General features: G+C 45.5%; 15 protein-coding genes and 1 pseudogene. 3 read left to right on the top strand and 13 right to left on the bottom strand.

Annotated elements, in window-relative coordinates; translation table 11 throughout:
* The first annotated feature begins 268 nt into the window (after positions 1-268).
* On the top strand, positions 269-1,624 hold the full coding sequence (locus tag C9I43_RS13645) for a flavohemoglobin expression-modulating QEGLA motif protein (RefSeq protein ID WP_107883779.1): 1,356 nt from the start codon (positions 269-271) through the stop codon (positions 1,622-1,624).
* Between the two features lie 85 nt (positions 1,625-1,709).
* On the opposite strand, the gene C9I43_RS13650 is transcribed toward C9I43_RS13645, so the two are convergent.
* From C9I43_RS13650 to C9I43_RS13700, 11 genes and pseudogenes are all read right to left on the bottom strand, one after another.
* Entirely contained in the window at positions 1,710-3,086 is a 1,377-nt protein-coding gene (locus C9I43_RS13650) for an alanine/glycine:cation symporter family protein (RefSeq protein WP_107883780.1), read from the bottom strand.
* A 269-nt stretch (positions 3,087-3,355) separates the two neighbouring features.
* Positions 3,356-4,798 carry an MBL fold metallo-hydrolase RNA specificity domain-containing protein gene (locus tag C9I43_RS13655; RefSeq protein WP_107883781.1) on the bottom strand — a complete coding sequence of 481 codons (1,443 nt, stop codon included), beginning with the start codon at positions 4,796-4,798 and terminating at the stop codon, positions 3,356-3,358.
* Between the two features lie 117 nt (positions 4,799-4,915).
* On the bottom strand, positions 4,916-5,674 hold the full coding sequence (locus C9I43_RS13660; RefSeq protein ID WP_373455354.1) for a DUF2927 domain-containing protein: 759 nt from the start codon (positions 5,672-5,674) through the stop codon (positions 4,916-4,918).
* Positions 5,675-5,960: 286 nt separating this feature from the next.
* Positions 5,961-6,197 (bottom strand): thioredoxin family protein, encoded by a 237-nt coding sequence (locus tag C9I43_RS13665; RefSeq protein WP_076498612.1) that lies wholly within the window; start codon positions 6,195-6,197, stop codon positions 5,961-5,963.
* Positions 6,198-6,206: 9 nt separating this feature from the next.
* A pseudogene (locus C9I43_RS13670) lies at positions 6,207-7,185 on the bottom strand (permease).
* A gap of 518 nt (positions 7,186-7,703) precedes the next feature.
* A complete protein-coding gene (locus C9I43_RS13675) occupies positions 7,704-9,161 on the bottom strand; it encodes a catalase (RefSeq protein WP_107883783.1) in 1,458 nt (485 codons plus the stop codon).
* A 456-nt stretch (positions 9,162-9,617) separates the two neighbouring features.
* Entirely contained in the window at positions 9,618-10,505 is an 888-nt protein-coding gene (locus tag C9I43_RS13680) for a radical SAM protein (protein WP_107883784.1), read from the bottom strand.
* A gap of 29 nt (positions 10,506-10,534) precedes the next feature.
* Positions 10,535-10,861, bottom strand: coding sequence for a putative quinol monooxygenase (locus C9I43_RS13685; protein WP_107883785.1), 327 nt, complete (start codon positions 10,859-10,861; stop codon positions 10,535-10,537).
* Positions 10,862-10,905: 44 nt separating this feature from the next.
* Entirely contained in the window at positions 10,906-11,391 is a 486-nt protein-coding gene (locus C9I43_RS13690) for a GNAT family N-acetyltransferase (RefSeq protein WP_107883786.1), read from the bottom strand.
* Between the two features lie 169 nt (positions 11,392-11,560).
* Positions 11,561-13,165 carry a DHA2 family efflux MFS transporter permease subunit gene (locus tag C9I43_RS13695; protein WP_107883787.1) on the bottom strand — a complete coding sequence of 535 codons (1,605 nt, stop codon included), beginning with the start codon at positions 13,163-13,165 and terminating at the stop codon, positions 11,561-11,563.
* A gap of 1 nt (position 13,166) precedes the next feature.
* The gene (locus C9I43_RS13700; protein WP_107883788.1) at positions 13,167-14,225 is read right to left on the bottom strand and encodes an HlyD family secretion protein; all 1,059 of its coding nucleotides are present in this window, start codon (positions 14,223-14,225) and stop codon (positions 13,167-13,169) included.
* A gap of 94 nt (positions 14,226-14,319) precedes the next feature.
* On the opposite strand from C9I43_RS13700, the gene C9I43_RS13705 reads away from it, so the two are divergent.
* Positions 14,320-15,264: a LysR family transcriptional regulator gene (locus C9I43_RS13705; protein WP_181317893.1), complete on the top strand. Its 945-nt coding sequence runs from the start codon at positions 14,320-14,322 to the stop codon at positions 15,262-15,264.
* A 193-nt stretch (positions 15,265-15,457) separates the two neighbouring features.
* Positions 15,458-15,868 (top strand): large-conductance mechanosensitive channel protein MscL, encoded by a 411-nt coding sequence (mscL, locus tag C9I43_RS13710; protein ID WP_076498634.1) that lies wholly within the window; start codon positions 15,458-15,460, stop codon positions 15,866-15,868.
* A gap of 72 nt (positions 15,869-15,940) precedes the next feature.
* Here the strand turns inward: mscL and C9I43_RS13715 are convergent, their stop codons facing one another.
* Together C9I43_RS13715 and C9I43_RS13720 are read right to left on the bottom strand one after the other, a co-directional pair.
* On the bottom strand, positions 15,941-16,264 hold the full coding sequence (locus tag C9I43_RS13715) for an antibiotic biosynthesis monooxygenase family protein (RefSeq protein WP_107883789.1): 324 nt from the start codon (positions 16,262-16,264) through the stop codon (positions 15,941-15,943).
* A 171-nt stretch (positions 16,265-16,435) separates the two neighbouring features.
* Positions 16,436-19,642, bottom strand: coding sequence for an efflux RND transporter permease subunit (locus C9I43_RS13720; RefSeq protein WP_107883790.1), 3,207 nt, complete (start codon positions 19,640-19,642; stop codon positions 16,436-16,438).
* Between the last annotated feature and the right edge of the window lie 6 nt (positions 19,643-19,648).

The raw sequence follows: 19,648 nt of genomic DNA on the forward strand, positions 1-19,648 counted from the left end.
AGTAAACCGATTCCAGAATAAAAACAAAGCAGTTTTAATGCCATATAAACAAAAGCATATAAAACAAAATGTTAATTCTTATAATTAACATTTGATAGCACTAACATAGTAATCGCTGCACCAAAATGATTCGCAAAACCGATAAAATTTCACCCAACTAACCGAGATATTTCCTAATCATGCCAGTGAATCAATATGAATAAATAAGCTTTAACGCTATGATGGCCAAAATATCTCTTAGCTGAAACTACCTGCAGGATATACGGGAATGTCTGAGTCGTTAGCCCAATATCAACAAGATTTACGCCGTTTTTCTGATGAATTAATTCGTATCCAAACCCCCATAAAAATCTTAGATGCCATTAAATGGCCAAGGGAAATGGAGGAACGTTTTCTCTCTAATAAAGGCACGGTATTACCGGCTATCACGCAAGACTTCTATCAAAAAATTGCCTTACCTTTTGACCCAGTAACAACGCAAGCAGAACTGCTATCTTTAAAACAAGATATCCATAGACGCATGGGTAAACGCGATAAGCTCGGTAAAATATTAGTCGCAAACGTCGACCAATATCGTCTTGTAGTGGATATGTTAGGTAATAGAGGTACGCCAATGTTTGGCAAGCTTAGCCAAGAATTGTATGGCAGTGCGAGCCACAGATTACACGGCGATCGCCACACACTGCGCCAGCTAGGTGATAAGCTCAGTTATATTTTCTCGCTGCCAGCGGCGAGACACATGAATAAACACCACCCTAAAATCATCAGTGCACCTGAAGCCGTTAACGTGCTCAGCCAACGCTTAGAGAAATACTTCCATAGCGATGATATGTGCGTGCGCCTTAGTGACGGTATTGTTTCTGATGCCGCCGTCGGTGGCGATACGGTTAAGCTCAATAGCAGAGCCATGTTCAGCGAGTCGGATCTGAATGTATATGAGGTTCATGAAGGCTGGGTACATGTTGGTACAACGCTCAATGGCCGAGCCCAGCCCCATGCCACTTGGTTAAGCGTGGGCTCTCCCCGCGTTGCAGCGACTCAAGAAGGTCTCGCTGTTTTGCTTGAGATGCTGACGCTCAGCTCAAATCCTGGTCGAGCTCGCCGAATTAGTGATCGAGTTGCGGCTGTCGATATGGCAGAAAATGGCGCGGACTTTATTGAAGTTTTTAATTATTTCAGAGAATTAAACTTAAGCGCAACGGATAGTTACCGTGTTACGCAAAGGGTCTTTCGCGGTGGTATGGTAGAAGGTGGCAGCTTTTTCACTAAAGATATTTCCTATGTACGTGGCTATGTGGAAAACATTAACTTTATCCGCAGCGCTATCACCTCAGGTCTTCCTGAGCTCATCCCTATGTTATTCCTAGGTAAATTAGCTATCGAAGATATTCCAGTGCTATACCAAGCCTGCCAAGAAGGGATTTTAACGACACCTAAATATCTACCGCCTATGTTTGATAACTTTAGCGGCCTTTATGCTTGGTTTGGTTTCGCCTCAGGATTATCCGGAATCGATTTGAAAGGCGTGCAACGTCATTTCACACGCTTATTTAAAGACCTGCCTAATGTCGCTCCAGCCTTTGAATTACACGATGACACTGAGTTCGACAACAACTCGGATTAATACAGAAATATTATTGATATAAATAAAAAAGCTCACAATTATGTGAGCTTTTTTATTCTAACGTGACTCAACTTTATTTATCAGATTAAGATTGGGCCTTTGCTGCTTCATCAGCACGCTTTTTAATGAAGTATTCACGTGTTAAACCAAAGACCACAGGGCTTAACAGTGCCAAGGCGATTAAGTTAGGGATAGCCATCATAGCGTTTAAGGTATCAGCCAGTAACCACACAAAATCTAGTGAACTAACGGCGCCTAAGGGTACAGCTATGGTCCACAGTAACCTAAAGGGCTTTACCGCTTTGATACCAAAGAGATATTGCACGCATTTCTCGCTGTAAAAACTCCAACCAATAATGGTGGTGAAGGCAAAAATAGACAAAGCAATAGCAACAATATAATTGCCCATAGGCAAAGCATGGGCGAAGGCGTATGAGGTTAACGCCGCGCCGTTTTCTCCTGAAGTCCAAGAGCCTGAAACCACAATCGCAAGCCCAGTAATAGAACAAACGACAATGGTATCGATAAACGTACCGAGCATAGCCACTAGCCCCTGCGCTACCGGGTTATTGGTTTGTGCGGCTGCATGGGCTATCGGCGCACTACCCAAACCAGCTTCATTAGAAAACACCCCTCGAGCCACACCAAAACGAATCGCCGCCCATACTGCTGCACCCGCAAAACCACCTTGGGCAGCAACGGGATTAAAAGCACTGTGAATAATTAAGGAAAATGCAGCAGGCACATCTTGAATATGCACTATCAACACACCTAAGCCGGCAGTAATGTAAAAAATCGTCATAAATGGCACTAACTTACCGGCGACCTCGGCAATACGCTTAATACCCCCCATCAACACTGCGCCCACTAGTAGCATCATCAACGCACCAGATACCCAAGCCGGTACGCCAAAATTACTGCTTAATGCCGCTGCAACTGAATTGGCCTGTACAGTATTACCAATACCAAATCCGGCAAGTGATCCAAAAATCGCAAACAAGGTACCCAACCACGCCCATTTTTTCCCGAGACCATTTTTAATGTAATACATAGGGCCACCGACATGGTTACCGTGAGCGTCGACTTCACGATACTTAACCGCCAGTACAGCCTCCGAATACTTAGTCGCCATGCCCACCAACGCAGTGCACCACATCCAAAATAAAGCGCCAGGACCGCCGACAAATATTGCAGTGGCTACTCCGGCAATATTACCCGTGCCAATAGTGGCAGAAAGCGATGTCATCAACGCATTAAACGGGCTCACATCCCCTTTTACGGTTTTATCTTTATCGGGAATGCGGCCAGACCAGAGTAACTTAAAACCTGTGCCTAATTTCAGAATAGGCATTAATCTCAGCCCAAGGGAAAGGAATAAACCCACGCCTAAGATCATCACCAACATAGGTGTACCCCAGACAAAGCCATTAACTAGGCTAACAAATTCCGTAATTGCTTCCATTCAAACCTCGTGATGACTTGTTATTGTTATTATTTATCTGGCTATACCGCATTAGATACGCAGTCTAATACCATTTATTAAAATATAATCTAACAGCCCAGGCTCAAATTACAACGAATTATTAACAATTAAAATTATAAATATTGAGATGATTTATGTCCTAAGAATTTTAAAGCGGTGTTGTGATTACGTGGTGATACATTGATTTACAACATAAATAAAAATGCCCTACCGTCTCCGATAAGGCATAGTCGATAAGGCGGATAAACTTAGGCGGGTTTCCACACTAACTTTGGTAGCGCAGTTAAATCCAATTTATCGCCATGAGTGGCAATCGCAGTCGCTTGCGGTTTTGTCTTAGGTTCTTGATTAATGACCTCGACTAATCCGCGCTGTGCTTCAGGCTCTCCGTGGACTAAAATTAGTGGTGGTTGGCCTTCAAAATGTCGATACCAGCGTAATAATTCCGCTTGATCCGCATGGGCAGATAATCCACCTACTGTATGCAACTTAGCGGCTACTTTAATACTGTTGCCGTGGATGGTTAGCTCCTTCGCACCGTCGACTAAAGTCCGCCCCGGTGTTCCAATGGCTTGATAACCACAGATAATTACATCGCATTCTGGTCGCCATAGATTGTGCTCTAAGTGGCTACGAATACGCCCACCGTTACACATACCGCTACCTGCGATAATAATTAATCCTTTATGTACGTCATTTAATGCCATCGACTCTTCGGTCGTCTGGATAAACTCGACATTCGACAGCAAAGGGTGCTGTCCAGGATGCTGACGAGTAAAGCGTTTAAAATCTTCATCCATTAGTGGATAATTATTAACATAAACCCGAGTTGCCTCAATGGCCATAGGGCTATCTAAGCAAATTTTCCAACGCCCAAGATCCCATTCTTTTGCATATAAATGAAAAAGATATAATAGCTCCTGCGCTCGTCCAACGGAAAACGCCGGTAATAAAATATTGCCTTGGCTTTCGTTAACTGTCTTAGCAAAAATCGCTTTTAGCTCAGCTAGGGTCTCAGTCCAACTGCGATGAAAACGGTTGCCGTAGGTGCTTTCCATTAAGACTAAATCCGCCGTATCCACTAAGGTCGGATTACGTAAAATCGGCATACCTGCGCGGCCAAGATCGCCACTGAAAACTACTTTCTTCTGTGACTTACCCTCGCCTAACCACAGCTCAACTAAAGCAGAACCTAAAATATGCCCCGCATCTGAGAGACAAATATCCACATGCGGGATAACCCGAGTCACTTCGCCATATTCCAATGGTACAAATTGTTTTATGGCTTGTTCGGCATCTTCAACGGTGAACAAAGGCGCTAAAGGGTCAAGATCATGCTTAGCACGCTTTTTATTGACCCTTTCAGTATCACGGGTCTGTAGCATGGCCGCATCTTTGAGCATGATGGCGCACAGTTCAGCGGTAGCTTTATGGGTGTAGATGGGACCATCAAAACCCGATTTAACTAAAAGAGGTAAACGCCCAGAATGATCGATATGGGCGTGGCTCAGCACCACGGCAGATATAGACTCAGGATTGAAAGCGAAGGGGTCATGGTTACGCAGTTCGTCCGCTTTACCGCCTTGAATCAAACCACAATCAAGCAATAAGTGCTCATGGTCGACCGAAAGTAAATGGCACGAGCCCGTTACTTCCTCTGTCGCCCCTAAAAACTGCAATGTCATCCGCATAGTGTCACTCCGACTTGTTTGCCTCGTATAAAGATAGACTATGCCCTTATTCCTAAAACAAAAAGGATTAATTGGCCGCGTACAAACAATGTCAACTTTAGCCGTAATGCTTAAGCATCAATAACCTAGCAAAGGGTATAACTGACCTTGGCGCACTATTTTATCGGCATGTTCAATCGTGCCATCGCTTTGCCATTGCTTAAGTAAAAATTGCACTGGGGACTTAACCTCAGCGGCAGTCATTCCCGCGTGAATACTTGGGTTATAGAGTAGTTTTAGTAAAATAAAATCAAGCCCAGTGAGTAAATCTTGCGGGGTTTTATCATTAAAGATAGAGGGAAACACTTTTTCGGAATCATTAGGCAATCCGAGCACTTGGGTTATTTCTTCAACCACGCAAGCCACTAATTTACCGTGCATTTGTGCCTGATCCACAGGAATAATGACCCATGCACGTTCAATTTCACTCTTTGAGTTAAGGGCGAACTTGCCCATACAAACAGAACCATGAACATTTTGTGCTGACTTGACGCCCATCAAACGCATCACCTCGCTTGCCCACAGGGATTGGCGGGTAAATACTAAATGAAGGTTCGCATCAGCGAGCGTATCCACCAGTTGCATATCATGGCCCGTAATCTCAGCTAAATGCGTTAGCTGCATCTGCACCAATTGTGTGTGCAGTGCCCTATCACCCACTTGATGTTCGATAAACACTCGCACAGGTATGCGCCATTTACGTATCCGATGCCTAGCTTTGTCATACTCATTTTTAAGCGCCACTTCATTGAATGCTTGGCTGATATAGATTGAGCTTTGCCAAGCCGCGGGCTTAGCAGCATGACTCAAAACTGGAGTTGTTTGTGCAGCAAACACAGAGAATGTTGAGCAATATAGGCTTAAGCACAAGCTTAGATATAGGCCTAAATTTAACGACGTCCGCACAGTTGCCCTCGAATATTCATCATAGTTAAGCCCCAATAAATTGATGTTAGATTATATTCTTTTATTTTATGGCAGTTAATTTTGACTTATGCGGTAATAGCGCCATTGCCAAAAATGGAGGCCGACAATGGCGTATATAGTTAGCCTCTATTATTACTAACACTATCACTGTATAGCAAACGGGCCAGTAATGCGTCTTAGCAAATCAGTTTGCAACTTAATCCCTTAACCATCCTTCAACTTCGTCACGGGTTGGTACTGAGCCACTGTGGATAAGCTCATCATCAATGATTACCGCAGGGGTTTTCATTACGTTAAATTTCAATAAACTTTGAGGATCGGTGTCTTTTTTTACTATCGCGTCTATGCCCATTTCTTCTGATATGTCAGCAATCATCTCGGCAGTTTGGCTACACTTAGCGCAGCCACTACCTAATACTTTGATTTTTTTCATGTTACTTCCTTATAAATACGGTGCTGCAAAATTAAAAATCCAACCTACTAACGTAAATGCCATTAATAGTACAACCAACAGCACCGCCAAAAAGCGCCACTGCATCACTTGTTTAAGTAAAATAAATTCGGGGAAACTGGCAGCGACGGTACTCATACAAAATGCCAGCGTGGTACCAATGGGTAAGCCATTTGTTAACAAGCTCTCCATCACAGGAATAATGCCCGTTGCATTAGAATACAAAGGAATACCGATTAGCACTGCCACAGGTACAGACCACCACTGACCTTGGCCTAAATGGGTTTCGACCCATCCCTCGGGTACAAAACCATGCAAGGCAGCGCCAAGACCTACGCCGATAACGACCCACTTCCATACGCGACTAAAAATCTCAATTGCCTCGGTTTTAGCAAAGGCATGACGCTCGGAAAAGGATAAAACACGGTCTGGAATAGAGGCATCGTTCGATGCCGCCATCTGCCGTCCACGAACGAGGGCTTCGGCGGCGAAGGACTGCAACCAACGCTCGGCCTTAATCGCATCTAACAATAGTCCGCCGAGCATACCCACTGTCATGCCCACAGCCACATATAGCAAGGTAAATTTCCAGCCGAGTAAACTCATGAGCAGCAGGACGGCGACTTCATTGATCAAAGGTGAAGTGATCAAAAAGGCCATAGTGATCCCAAGGGGGATCCCGGCCGAGGTAAAACCTAAAAAGACAGGGAAACTCGAGCAAGAACAAAAAGGCTTAATGGCGCCAAAAATCGACCCCAGCAAATAACCTACTCCCTTATTCTTACCCGCTAAATAATCTCGAACTCGCTCAACATCTAAAGAAGCCCGCAGCAAGGCGATGAAATAAATCATCGCCACCAGCAATACAAAAATTTTACTGACATCTTCAACAAAAAAATGCACAGCTCCGCCCAAGGCCAAACACGCCGTACACTAGCCAAGTCGCAAAATCAGTAAATATTTGGAACATATTGATCCTTAATAAAATTATTGTTCCTTAATAAAATATTAGCTTACTTCACTATTGCTTAGAATTGACCGCTTAAAATTGCCCCCTTAAGATTGACCTCGCCAAAGTACGCCCGTGACTTACTGGTGACTAAGTCACTAAACACCCTATCGTACTCACCACAATGACCAAGGCTACTGTATAAATTTAGCCCAATAAAACCATAACGACTGCGACCGAAAGCGCAAAATAAGAGGAACAGGTCATGATCACGACAACCAGCATAAATGGATAATTTTAGGCTGTATGGAAGAGATAGATTAAGCTTTTGAAACTGTAAAAACGCTAAATCATAGATAAAGAATTTGATTAGAAATAACAGCTACGTGGCGCTATTGGCGGGGGGTTTTGGTAACAATTAAGAGAATAACCTCCCAGCAGAGTGAGAAATGATGAGCGCATTATCACAGGATAAACAGCTCATTTATAGTACAGCTAACCGTCTGCGATATGCAGCACGGTTAGCCGTTTCAGCGTATTTACTTCGGTATGTCACTTAGCGGAATACCTAGCGCTTTAGCGATACCCGTACCGTAGGCGGGGTCTGCTTTAAAACAGTTGCCAATATGACGGATTTGAATTTCTCTTGGTGCATCACCAATAGCGCGAGCCGTATTATCAAACAATACTTGCTGCTGTTCTGGCGACATTAAGCGGAACAACGCACCAGGCTGCGAGTAATAATCCGCATCCTCACGGTGATCCCAGTGAGCAGCAGCACCCGATAGGTCTAGCGGTGGCTCGCTAAAATCCGGTTGCTCTTGCCATTCCCCATAACTATTAGGTTCATAACCCAGTGTACTGCCGTGGTTGCCATCGACACGCATAGCACCATCACGGTGATAGCTACTAACAGGGCAACGAGCCGCATTAACAGGTACTAAATGATGGTTTACACCCAAACGATAACGCTGGGCATCGCCATAAGAGAACAAACGCCCTTGCAGCATTTTATCGGGCGAAAAACCGATGCCTGGTACAATGTTAGCGGGGTTAAATGCGGCTTGTTCAACTTCAGCAAAATAGTTATCTGGGTTACGGTTAAACTCGATTTCACCGACCTCAATTAAAGGGTAATCGCCGTGCGGCCACACTTTAGTTAAATCAAATGGGTTGTATGGTACGGTAGCCGCATCTTTCTCTGGCATGACTTGCACATACAAGGTCCATTTCGGAAACTCACCGCGCTCAATCGCTTCATACAAATCGCGTTGATGAGTTTCGCGACATTCGCCCGCTGCTTTTGTGGCTTCAGCATCGGTCATATTCTTAATGCCTTGCTGAGTACGCCAGTGGAATTTCACCCAAAAGCGCTCATTATTGTCATTGATAAAGCTAAAAGTATGCGAGCCAAAACCGTGCATATGGCGATAGCTGCTAGGGATACCGCGGTCACTCATCACCACTGTTACTTGATGCAGCGCCTCTGGTAACGATGTCCAAAAATCCCAGTTATTTTTTGCACTACGCATATTGGTGCGTGGATCGCGTTTTACAGCATGATTAAGATCGGGAAATTTTAGCGGATCACGTAAAAAGAAAACTGGCGTGTTATTACCCACTAAATCCCAGTTGCCTTCTTCTGTATAAAATTTCAGGGCAAAACCACGAATATCACGCTCAGCATCGGCGGCGCCGCGCTCGCCAGCAACGGTAGACATACGGCTAAATAGTGCGGTCTTTTTACCGACTTTGCTAAATAACTTGGCGCGTGTGTATTGGGTAATATCCTTGGTGACGGTAAAGGTGCCATAAGCGCCAGAACCTTTGGCGTGCATACGTCTTTCAGGGATTACCTCTCGGTCAAAATGCGCCAGTTTTTCCAGAAACCAAACATCCTGCAATAGCTGCGGACCACGTGGCCCGGCCGTCATAACGTTCTGGTTATGCGCAACAGGACAGCCTGCATTAGTGGTTAATTTTTTCTTGTCAGTCATGATTTTCTCCTGTGGGGTGGTACATCTTGGCTAAGTTTTTTTGGAGCGGTGTTAATCCGTCCTAAGTGCTCACCGCAAACCAGTTGAACTCACTGTTTTAATTGAAAAATAACACTAGCTACAATGACAAGCCTCAGTTTTTGATAAAACGGACTCTCTGCTTTGATTCGCTGTAATAGATATCAAACGTCAACTTTGAAGGGGTATTTATGCGAGATATAAATAACCATTAATATAAACAATAACGTTCATAGCCCTATTTCGCTACACACTTATTTACTGAGTTAGTTATCCTGCGATGGTTATTTCGCAAGATAGCGGCGATCAATATGCACCACCTGTAGACAATTCATATCTTTTTTAATGAGTTATGTGAAGGTCGTCCATAATTCACAGCCCCTTTACCTAGATTAACGTTTGATTTAGCTGACAGTGCTAGGGTTAAACTGCCGCCCCTTAAAGCCCACGCTGCCATTCTTGTCTTAAGGGAATGCTGAGTGGTGTATTAATGGCAAGTTCGACCTGAGCCAGTAATTTCGCCTTGTCCTTACCGAGCACGCCTTTGAGCACTAAATAATTGGAGGCATGGTCTGATCTAAAAATCGTCTGTTCTAATTCTAAATGACTGAGCAGAGTATGCATTTCTTGGAACAAGCCCTGTTGATCTGGCAACTGAAATTTACCGCCAAATACTGCGTCCATTCGCTCTGTGCCTAGGGGTAAAGTGACCACTAAGGTAGAAAGATAATCCGGCTGAGCAGCATTCATTAGCTTAGCTGAATTAATCGCATGTTGATGGGATAACTCAATGCCGCCTAAGCCATTGAGGATCATTACCGATGACTTCATCCCCGCCGCACGTAACTTAAGTAAGGCCGCGAGTGATGACTCAAAAGTTTCACCTTTTTGGATTTTCTCTAGCACTAGATCATCGCCACTTTCACAGCCAATATAGAGTAAAGACAGCCCAAGTTCGCGTAGACGTGCAAGTTGTTCTGGGGTTTTATTATTCAGATTACGCAGCAAACAATAACTGCTAATACGCGTAACCTGCGGCAAGTGAGTGTTGATCAACTCACAAATAGCTTCGAGGCGAGCAAAGGGCAAGCTCATGGCATCGCCGTCGGCCAAAAATATCCGCGAAACGGGGGCGCCAGAACGTGCCACGGCCAGAATATCCTGTTCAACCTTATCAAGCTTTTGCGCTCGAAAGGCTTTTTGCGGTTGGGTATACATGTCACAAAAGCTGCATTGGTTCCAACTGCAACCATTAGTCACTTGCAGTATCAATGACTTCCATTCGGATGGAGGTCTAAATACTGGCTCAATATAGTTAATCAACACTGCAAGTTCCTTATATTTTTATCGCATGGTTAAACAATGATTTGGTGATAGGTTTCCACATGGAAGGATTCAACCAACTCGGGCATAATTTGGTGAAAATAGTGCTGAATTGCGTCTTTAGCGCAGTGCTCATCAAAAGCAGCAATATCGACAAACTTCTCTACAAACGTCACGCGGCGTGGTTCATCACGGCTCACATTGAGCTCGTAACGAATACAACCCGCTTCGCGGCGCGTGTCAGGTATAAGGCTCGCGAGCGCCGCTATCAGCGCTTCGGTTTTGCCCTCTTTAGCCAAAAAACTCGCCACGCAGACAATTTGCTGTTGATTGATTTTATAATCCGTTGAAGTCGACATCTCGGTTCCTTATTGGGTTTAACGTTGAATGCTTAGCGCATAGCTTATGTTGATAGCTCATATTGATAGCTGACTTGAATACCTTGATAGCGCATATCTAAATGGGGGATACCATCTTCTAAATACATTTGCGAGCAGGCTTTAAACCCCAGCTTTTGATAGAAAGCTTTAAGGTAATCTTGGGCACCAATTTGAATGCCCGCATCGGGCCAAGTCGCCAGTGCCGATTCGATGGCGTGTTGCATTAAAGGTATAGCCAGCCCTTTACCTCGCGCTGATGGCGATACCACCACGCGGCCAATACTCGCCTCAGGATAACTCAGCCCCGGCGGTAAAATGCGCGCGTAACTAAGGAGTTCACCCGCTGGCGACAAGCCAATTAAATGTTGGGTTTGTGGGTGCCTATCCTTATCATCAAGCTCAGGATACGCGCAGGCCTGCTCCACCACAAACACATCAACTCTTAGTTTTAATATGTCGTATAGCGTATTAGCATTTAATTGATTAAATGTAAGATTTTGCCACTGCAAGCGTTTACCCTCAGAACATCATTGAAAAATGACCTTGAGTCTACCACAGCATAAAGACCATAAAAAAGCGCCTTAATCCACTAGGACTAAGGCGCAAAACTTGTTGAATGGATTAAATAAATTGGGGGGGATTTATGCTATTCAACAAGATCAACTAACAACTTCGTCTTTATTCGACCATAGCATCGTGGGATGCAGGTTCTGTGGGTTTACGAATCAGCAATACCGCAAATACGGCAATGAGTAACAGCGCGCCCATAATATAGAACACATCGTTATAAGCCTGAATATAGGCTTGCTGGCTCATGGTTTTAGCTAATAAGGCTTTTGCTTGTAAAGCCGCAGTGTAAGGGTCTGAACCTCCCGCTTGCAACATACTAGCGCTTTGAGCTAAATAATCCTGCGCTTGTGTGCTCACTGCGGGTAAAGATTCTTTAATATGCGCCAAATGTGCGCGCGACAAGGTATCAGACAGGGTCGCAACTAACGCAATACCAAAAGCGCCACCTAAGTTACGCATCACGTTTAATACCGTTGATGCCGAGGCATTTTCATGGGGTTTTAAATGCATGGTCGCGAGCATCCCAATCGGCACTAGGATAAACGGCTGGCCCAGAGCTCGTACTATTTGCGAGGCGATCATCTGTGGGCCGGCATAATCTGCGGTCATCTGACTATTCATGTAATAGCTAATGGCGAACATTAAAAAACCAAACGCGGCAAGATAACGGCTATCGAAACGCTCCATTAATTTGGGCACTAAGGGCAAGACTAATAACTGCGGAAATCCCATCCACATAATTACGCCACCGATTTCTAACGGGGTGTAATCATGCACTTGCGATAGATACAGCGGGATTAAATAGATAGCACCAAACAGTGCCGTACCAAGTAAAAAATAGGCCACGGTGGAGAGCAAAAAGTCACGCTTACCGAGTAGACGCAAATTGACTAATGGCTCTTTACGCCTTAACTGGATCCACACAAACAACACTATATTAATAGCGGCAATAATCGTTAAATTACGAATAAGCTCCGAGCCAAACCAGTCTTTACGGTTACCTTCTTCGAGCACTACTTCAAGGCAACCCATGCCTAATGCCATAGTGACGATGCCCGCTAAATCGACATTTTTCAGTTTATCCCAAACAACCGATTTTTTTTCTAAGCCGTAGGCCAACATCGCCATCACCAACAAACCTGGTGGCACGTTGATATAAAACAGATAATGCCAGCTAAATTGCTCGGTTAACCACCCGCCTAAGGTCGGGCCAATTGAAGGGGCAAAGGTTGCGGTAACACCAAATAACGCCATGCCGACGGCACGTTTGTTATCGGGTAAAAACTCCAGAATCAGCCTAAAAGCCAGCGGAATAAGCGCGCCACCAAAGAAACCTTGTAGCGCCCGAAAGGCGATCATCGCCTCTAAATTCCACGCTAAAGAGCATAAAATTGAAGCAAAAATAAAAGCGGCGGTAGTCCACAGTAAATAACGTCTGACCGACAATCCAGTACTGAGCCAACCCGAGAGCGGGATAGCAATCATTTCAGCCACCAGATACGCGGTTGAAATCCAACTGCCTTCTTCGAGTGTTGCGCCTAGGCTGCCTTGAATTTCCTTCAACGATGCGTTGGTAATTTGGATATCGAGGATCGCCATAAAGGCGCCAATCAAACCACCAAATACAGCAATCCATGAGCGGCGACTACCGCGCTCATAATCAACAGGCTTAAGTATATCGACAGGCGCAGCGATAGAGCCAGTAGCGCTCATTTTAACGACCTGTATTTGTAGCGATTGCCGATGTAACTGGGCCTGACGCCGTATCCACTTTCACGACCGCACTTAACCCCGGTAGCACATGCGTTTCTTCCGCAGACAAGTCTAAGCGAATACGCACAGGAATACGTTGCACGATTTTAGTAAAGTTACCGGTGGCGTTTTCTGCTGGCAATAAACTAAATTTGGAGCCGGACGCTGGTGACAGACTGTCGATAACACCGATGAAGGTTTTATCAGGAAACGCATCAAGGCTGACCTGTACCGACTGCCCTGCTTGCATATGTTGGATTTGGGTCTCTTTAAAATTCGCCGTGATCCACACAGCCCCATCCGGAACCAAACTGTAAAGTGCTTGGCCTGGCTGCACATATTGCCCCACCATAGCGCCACGTTTACCAATCACCCCAGAAAATGGCGCGGTAATGCGAGTATCATTTAATTGGATTTTCGCCAGCTCTAAGGTGGCATTAGCCTGTTCAACCACAGAGTCCGCTTGGTTTAACTGGGCATTAAAAACCGCTAACTCACGTTGTTTTGCCACCAGCACGGCTTTAGCTTCATCGAGGCGGGCAGCAGCAGAATCAAATCCGGCTTGCAGCTGGTCAACATCATCTTGGGAGCTGTAATTACTGATTTTAAGCTTTTGCGAACGGCTCAATTGTTGCTGTGCCCGTATTTTATCGGACTGAGCTGCCACAACACCCGCACTGGCTTGGGTGATTAACGCACGTTGCAGCTCCACCTTAGCAGCTAAGGTTTGCAAGTCCGCCTTTGAACTGGCAAGTGATGCGTCGGTCTGGCTCACTTTAGCAGTAAATTGGTTATCTTCGAGCTGCGCTAATAGCTCACCCTTTCGCACATGTTGGTTATCGGTTACGCCACTTAACACCACGTAACCAGGCACTTTCACACTAACATGGGAAATATCCGCATCGACATAGGCGTTATCTGTGGTTTCAAGAAAACGAACCTGTGTCCACCAGTAATAACCGCACGCCGCAACTGCGACAAGTAATAGTGGGGCGGCGATAATGAGTTTACTTTTGGACATGAATGGCTCCTTGATTAGTGATATCTAGTGTACTACTGTCTCACTAAGTTTATTAGTCAGTAAGAAATCAACTCACTGTTTCACAGGTGTAACAATGATAGACCTCAATCGTGTGCAAATTTTCGCTCAAGTGGTCGAGCAAGGCAGCTTTACTGGCGCCGCAAAGGCCCTTGGGATCACTAAAGCTACCGTCAGTCGTAAAATTGCTGAACTCGAGGCCGATACTGGTACACAACTGCTATTTCGTACTACTAGAGCTCTAAAACTCACCGAGGCGGGTTCAAGTTATTACAATCGTATTAATAAGATCCTTACCGATTTGCAAAGCGCCGAACATCAACTCAGCGACCAACAAAAATTGATCAAAGGTAATCTTAAAATTGTCTGCCCGATCGAGTTAGGTCAACTGTTTTTAGGGCCAATTTTCGCCCAGTTTTTAACACTTTATCCTGATATTACTATAGACGCCGAGCTGACAAATCGTAAAGTCGATGCAATAGAAGAAGGCATCGATTTGTTATTTCAAATTGCCGATTCAAGCGATACGCGCCTGCAAAGCTATGCGTTAGTTAATGCCCATAAATCACTCATGGCAAGCCCAGCTTATTTAGCCCAGCACGGCACCCCCAAAGTGCCACAGGACTTAACCCTGCATAAAGCTATCCGTTTGCAGTCGGCGCACATTGAAGGAGCATGGAAGTTATTCGATGGTAAAAGTTGGATTATTGCTGAGCCCATGACGCAACTGACGGTCAACAATGTCACTCTAGCCCGCGAGGCCGCCATCGCAGGGCTGGGGATAACTGCTGTGCCCTCTATCATCGCCCAAACAGCATTAGAAAAGGGCCACTTAATCCCATTATTAGATGACTACCCGATGAGCCAAACTAAGGTCGTGCTCAGCTATCCACAACGGGCGTATTTACCGCGAAAATACCGCGTCTTTATTGAATTTATCTATGCTGCTTTATTTAAGCGTTGGGGCTCACAAGTATTAGAGGTACCCGATTTTATCGGCCAAACCGATGCTAGCATGTAAAAACTTAACCGTTATTGGTAACAATTATAACTTTTAGGGCTTTAAAACACGGAATAGCTCAAGCTCATAATTGCCTTAATCCACAAGCCACTATAAGCTTACTAAGGTAGCAAACAGCAAAATTTATTCGGATTTGCAGATATAGTTTTTATAATAACATTTAACATTTAATCTTAATTTTGGAGAAACACCGATGAGCTTACTTAAAGAGTTCAAGGCTTTTGCGTCACGCGGCAATGTCATCGACATGGCTGTAGGTATTATCATTGGTGCCGCATTCGGAAAAATCGTGTCGTCTTTTGTAGCCGATATCATCATGCCACCGATTGGTATTATCCTAGGCGGGGTTAATTTTAGCGATTTGAGCATAGTGCTGCAGGCCGCTCAAGGTGATGCACCATCAGTTGTTATTGCGTATGGTAAATTTATTCAAACTATTATCGACTTTACGATTATCGCCTTCGCCATTTTCATGGGTGTTAAAGCGATTAACCGCTTAAAGCGCAAAGAAGAAGCGGCGCCTACTGCACCGCCAGCACCAACCAAAGAGCAAGAGTTACTTTCAGAAATCCGTGACTTACTAAAAGCTCAGCAAGAAAAATAATCTACAATCTTAGCGCCGGACATAAAAAAACCATCGACTTCGATGGTTTTTTTATGTCCGTTAGATAAGCAATTACTCAGCTTCAATGTGTATCGTTTCACTGTAATCTTGTACCACTTCGGCGACACGAATACGGTAAGAATTAAACAAGCAAGGCACTATGCCCGTTTGCTCAGCAATGCTGTGTGCCATTTGATTACGCCACTGGGTAATAGAGGCTTGGTCTTCCCAAAACGACAGGCTCAGCACTTTGCCATCGTCGGTTAAACTCTGAAAACGTTCGATCGAAATCAGGCCTGTACGACCTTCTAAATACTGGCGCATTTCAGCTGCCACGTGCATATACTCTTCTTTTCCTTCTTTGGTCGGGATGACTTCAAAAATTACAGCGATCATAACGCTCTCCAGAAATTAACGTCCTTAAATGTCGACTTTAAGATTAGCCCAACCACGGCGCGATAGCTCGCTGATTTTTAGACTTTTAGTCAATGTGATAACTCTGTCTACAATGTGGGCAATAACCCGAAATATAACAAGTTATTGCCCACGATGACGGCTTACTTGAGGTTAATCAACTTCATCGAAGCGCTTATCGTTTCTATACAACCATCGATATAAGGTTGGTAATACCAGTAACGTCAGTGCTGTCGAGCTAAACAAGCCACCAATAATCACCACAGCCAGCGGCTTTTGGATTTCGCTGCCCACGCCCGAAGATAATAAAATAGGGATCAAGCCTAAGGCCGAGGTCAGTGCTGTCATTAATACCGGTCGCAAACGCCCAACGGTTCCTTCATATACGCAGTCATACAGTGCTTCACCACTTTGCCTGCGCTGATTAATAGAATCCACCAACACCACACCATTAAGTACGGCCACACCAAATAGAGTGATAAAGCCAATTGAGCTAGGCACAGATAAATAGGTGCCACTGACATACAAAGCCACTATGCCGCCAATCAAAGCTAAGGGTACATTCGCCATGATGAGTAACACTTGCTTAAACGAACCAAAAGAGAAGTACAACAGCAAGGCAATCAAGACGATAGAAACTGGCACCACTAACATTAGCTTTTGCTGAGCCCGTTGCTGATTCTCATACTGCCCGCCAATGATCACCGTATAGCCTGCCGGTAAGTCAATTTGTGGTACTAAAGCATAGATATCTTTTACCACTGAGCCCATATCGCGCCCTGCCACGTTAGCCTGCACCACCACGCGGCGCTGCACATCGTCACGGCGAATATTCGGCGGCGCCATTTCTACCTCTACAGTGGCAATTTCTTCTAAGCGTACCGTGGCACCATTAGTACCACTGAGTAGCAAGTCTTTAATCGCATCAGGGCTTTGGCGAAACTCCGCCGCGAGGCGCAGATTGATGTCGTATCTGGCATTACCATCAATAACCTGTCCCGCACTCGCACCGCCAATGCCTTGGCTAACAAGGCTCATCACTTGGTCGACACTTATGCCATAGCGCGCCAATAGCTCGCGCTTTGGCCGCACCACTAATTGCGCCTCACCGCTGACTTGCTCAAGTGATACATCCACAGCGCCGGGGGTCTTTTCGACTAAATCAGTGAGCGTTTGGCCCTTCTGTGACAATACCGCTAAATCTGGGCCGAATATTTTGATCGCCAATTGCGCTTTTACGCCCGAAAGCAACTCATCTACCCGCGTTGCAATCGGTTGTGAAAAGGTGAGTAAAAGCCCTGGGAACACACTGAGTTTAGTTTCCATCAAGCGTTGTAATGCTAAACGTGAACTCGCCGATTGCCACTCATCTATTGGTTTGAGCCCGATATAAATTTCGATATTACTCACAGGCTCAGGATCGCCGCCAAGCTCAGGCGCGCCAATGCGACTTAAGGCATATTCCACCTCGGGAAACTCTAGCAAAATAGCCTCAAGTTTAGGCGCCACTTCAAGCGATGTGGCTAAACTGGCGGTCGGTGCCAGCGTCACTCGCATATTAATCGTGCCCTCTTCTAGCTCAGGAACAAACTCTGTACCCAATTGCGGTAATAACAATAAGCTAAAACCAAACATCAATAGAGCACTGAGTATCACCATTTTTGGCCTTGCGAGTGTTGCTGTCAGTAGCCTGCGATAAGCCGTATCCAGCGGCGCTAAAATGATACTTTGTTTAAGCACCACGCCATGTTTGAACAGATACACGGCAAGGGCTGGCACCGCAATAAGTGCCACCAACAGTGACGATATCATCGCCAGAATAATACTCACCGCCATCGGCTGAAATAACTTACCTTCAACCCCTTCGAGGGCAAACAGCGGTGCAAACACCACAATAATAATCGCGGTCGCAAAAAAAATAGGGCTGCACACCTCTTTTGCTGCAAGCATGATGCGCACAGCCATATTGGCCTGCTGATCACCATCCTCATCGCCGTGATAGGGGTCCCGCTCATCATCGGCGCGTATTTTTGCGTCCAGAAAATGTCGGCGGTCTGGTTGAGTGAGATGCTTAAAAATATTCTCCACCATCACCACCGAACCATCGACTAACATGCCGATCGCCACGGCTAAACCTCCCAGCGACATTAAGTTTGCCGACAGCCCATAATAGGACATCACCATTAACGCCAGCCCGATAGAAACGGGTATGGATAACAGCACCAGCAAGGTAGCCCGAATATTGACAAGGAACAGCGCTAAAATTACCACGATAAACACGAAGGCCATTAACAGCGCATCACGCACCGTCGTTACGGCTTGTTTGACCAAATCAGCTTGATTGTAAAACACCTCAAAAGACACACCGTCGGGCAATCCCTGCTCAATAAGCTTCACCCGCGCGCTAATATCATCAATCGTCGCCTTAGTGTTAGCGCCCATGCGTTTAAGCACCACACCCGCCACCACTTCACCAAGAGGTTGCGCTTCTCCGCTAGCATCGCGGCGCGTCATCGTAACCGCGCCGACACGGATTTCACTGCCAAAATCCACTTTGGCGATATCCCCCACGCGCACGGGTGTACCTTTAGCCTCCGTAAGAGGGATTTGTGCGATCGCCACTAAACCCTCTTTTCCTGCGGGCAACATACCGTAACCGCGCACCACCAGCTGCTCTTGGCCTTGGTCCATAAACCAACCGCCAGCGTTACGGTTATTGCTTTCAAGCGCCTCGGTCACTTGCGCCATCGACAAGCCATAGGCACGCAGCTTATTGGGGTCGACCTGCACTTGGTATTGGCGCACATCGCCACCAAAAGACAACACTTCAGTCACGCCGCCAACGGGCATCAGTATCAGTTTCACTAGATAATCATTTAAGCTACGTAATTCGGTAGAACTGATGCCAGAGCTGGGTTCGGCGCGCAGAATATATTGATAGATCTGCCCTAACCCTGATGTGTTGGGGCCAATTTCAGGTACACCTACACCGCTTGGGATCATCTCCCGCGCCGCTTGCAACTGTTCAAACACCTGCTGGCGGGCAAAGTAAATATCCGTCCCTTCGGCAAAGACTACGGTCACGATAGATAAGCCAGTACGCGATAACGAACGAACCTCAGTTACCGCAGGTAAGGCGTACATAGCCGATTCCACTGGATAACTAATGAGCTTTTCGACCTCTTCAGCCGCTAATCCTTCAGCGGCAGTATTAATGGTCACTTGCACGTTGGTGACATCGGGAAAAGCATCAAGATTTAATTTAGGTAACATAAACACGCTTGCTACTATCATAGCGAGCAGCGCCAACACCACTAACAGCCGATTTTTAATCGCGGCTTCGATTAACTTTTGTAACATACAAAA

Origin of the sequence: Shewanella morhuae (assembly GCF_003028295.1) — a bacterium.
In the GTDB taxonomy this organism is placed as follows: Bacteria; Pseudomonadota; Gammaproteobacteria; order Enterobacterales; family Shewanellaceae; genus Shewanella; species Shewanella morhuae.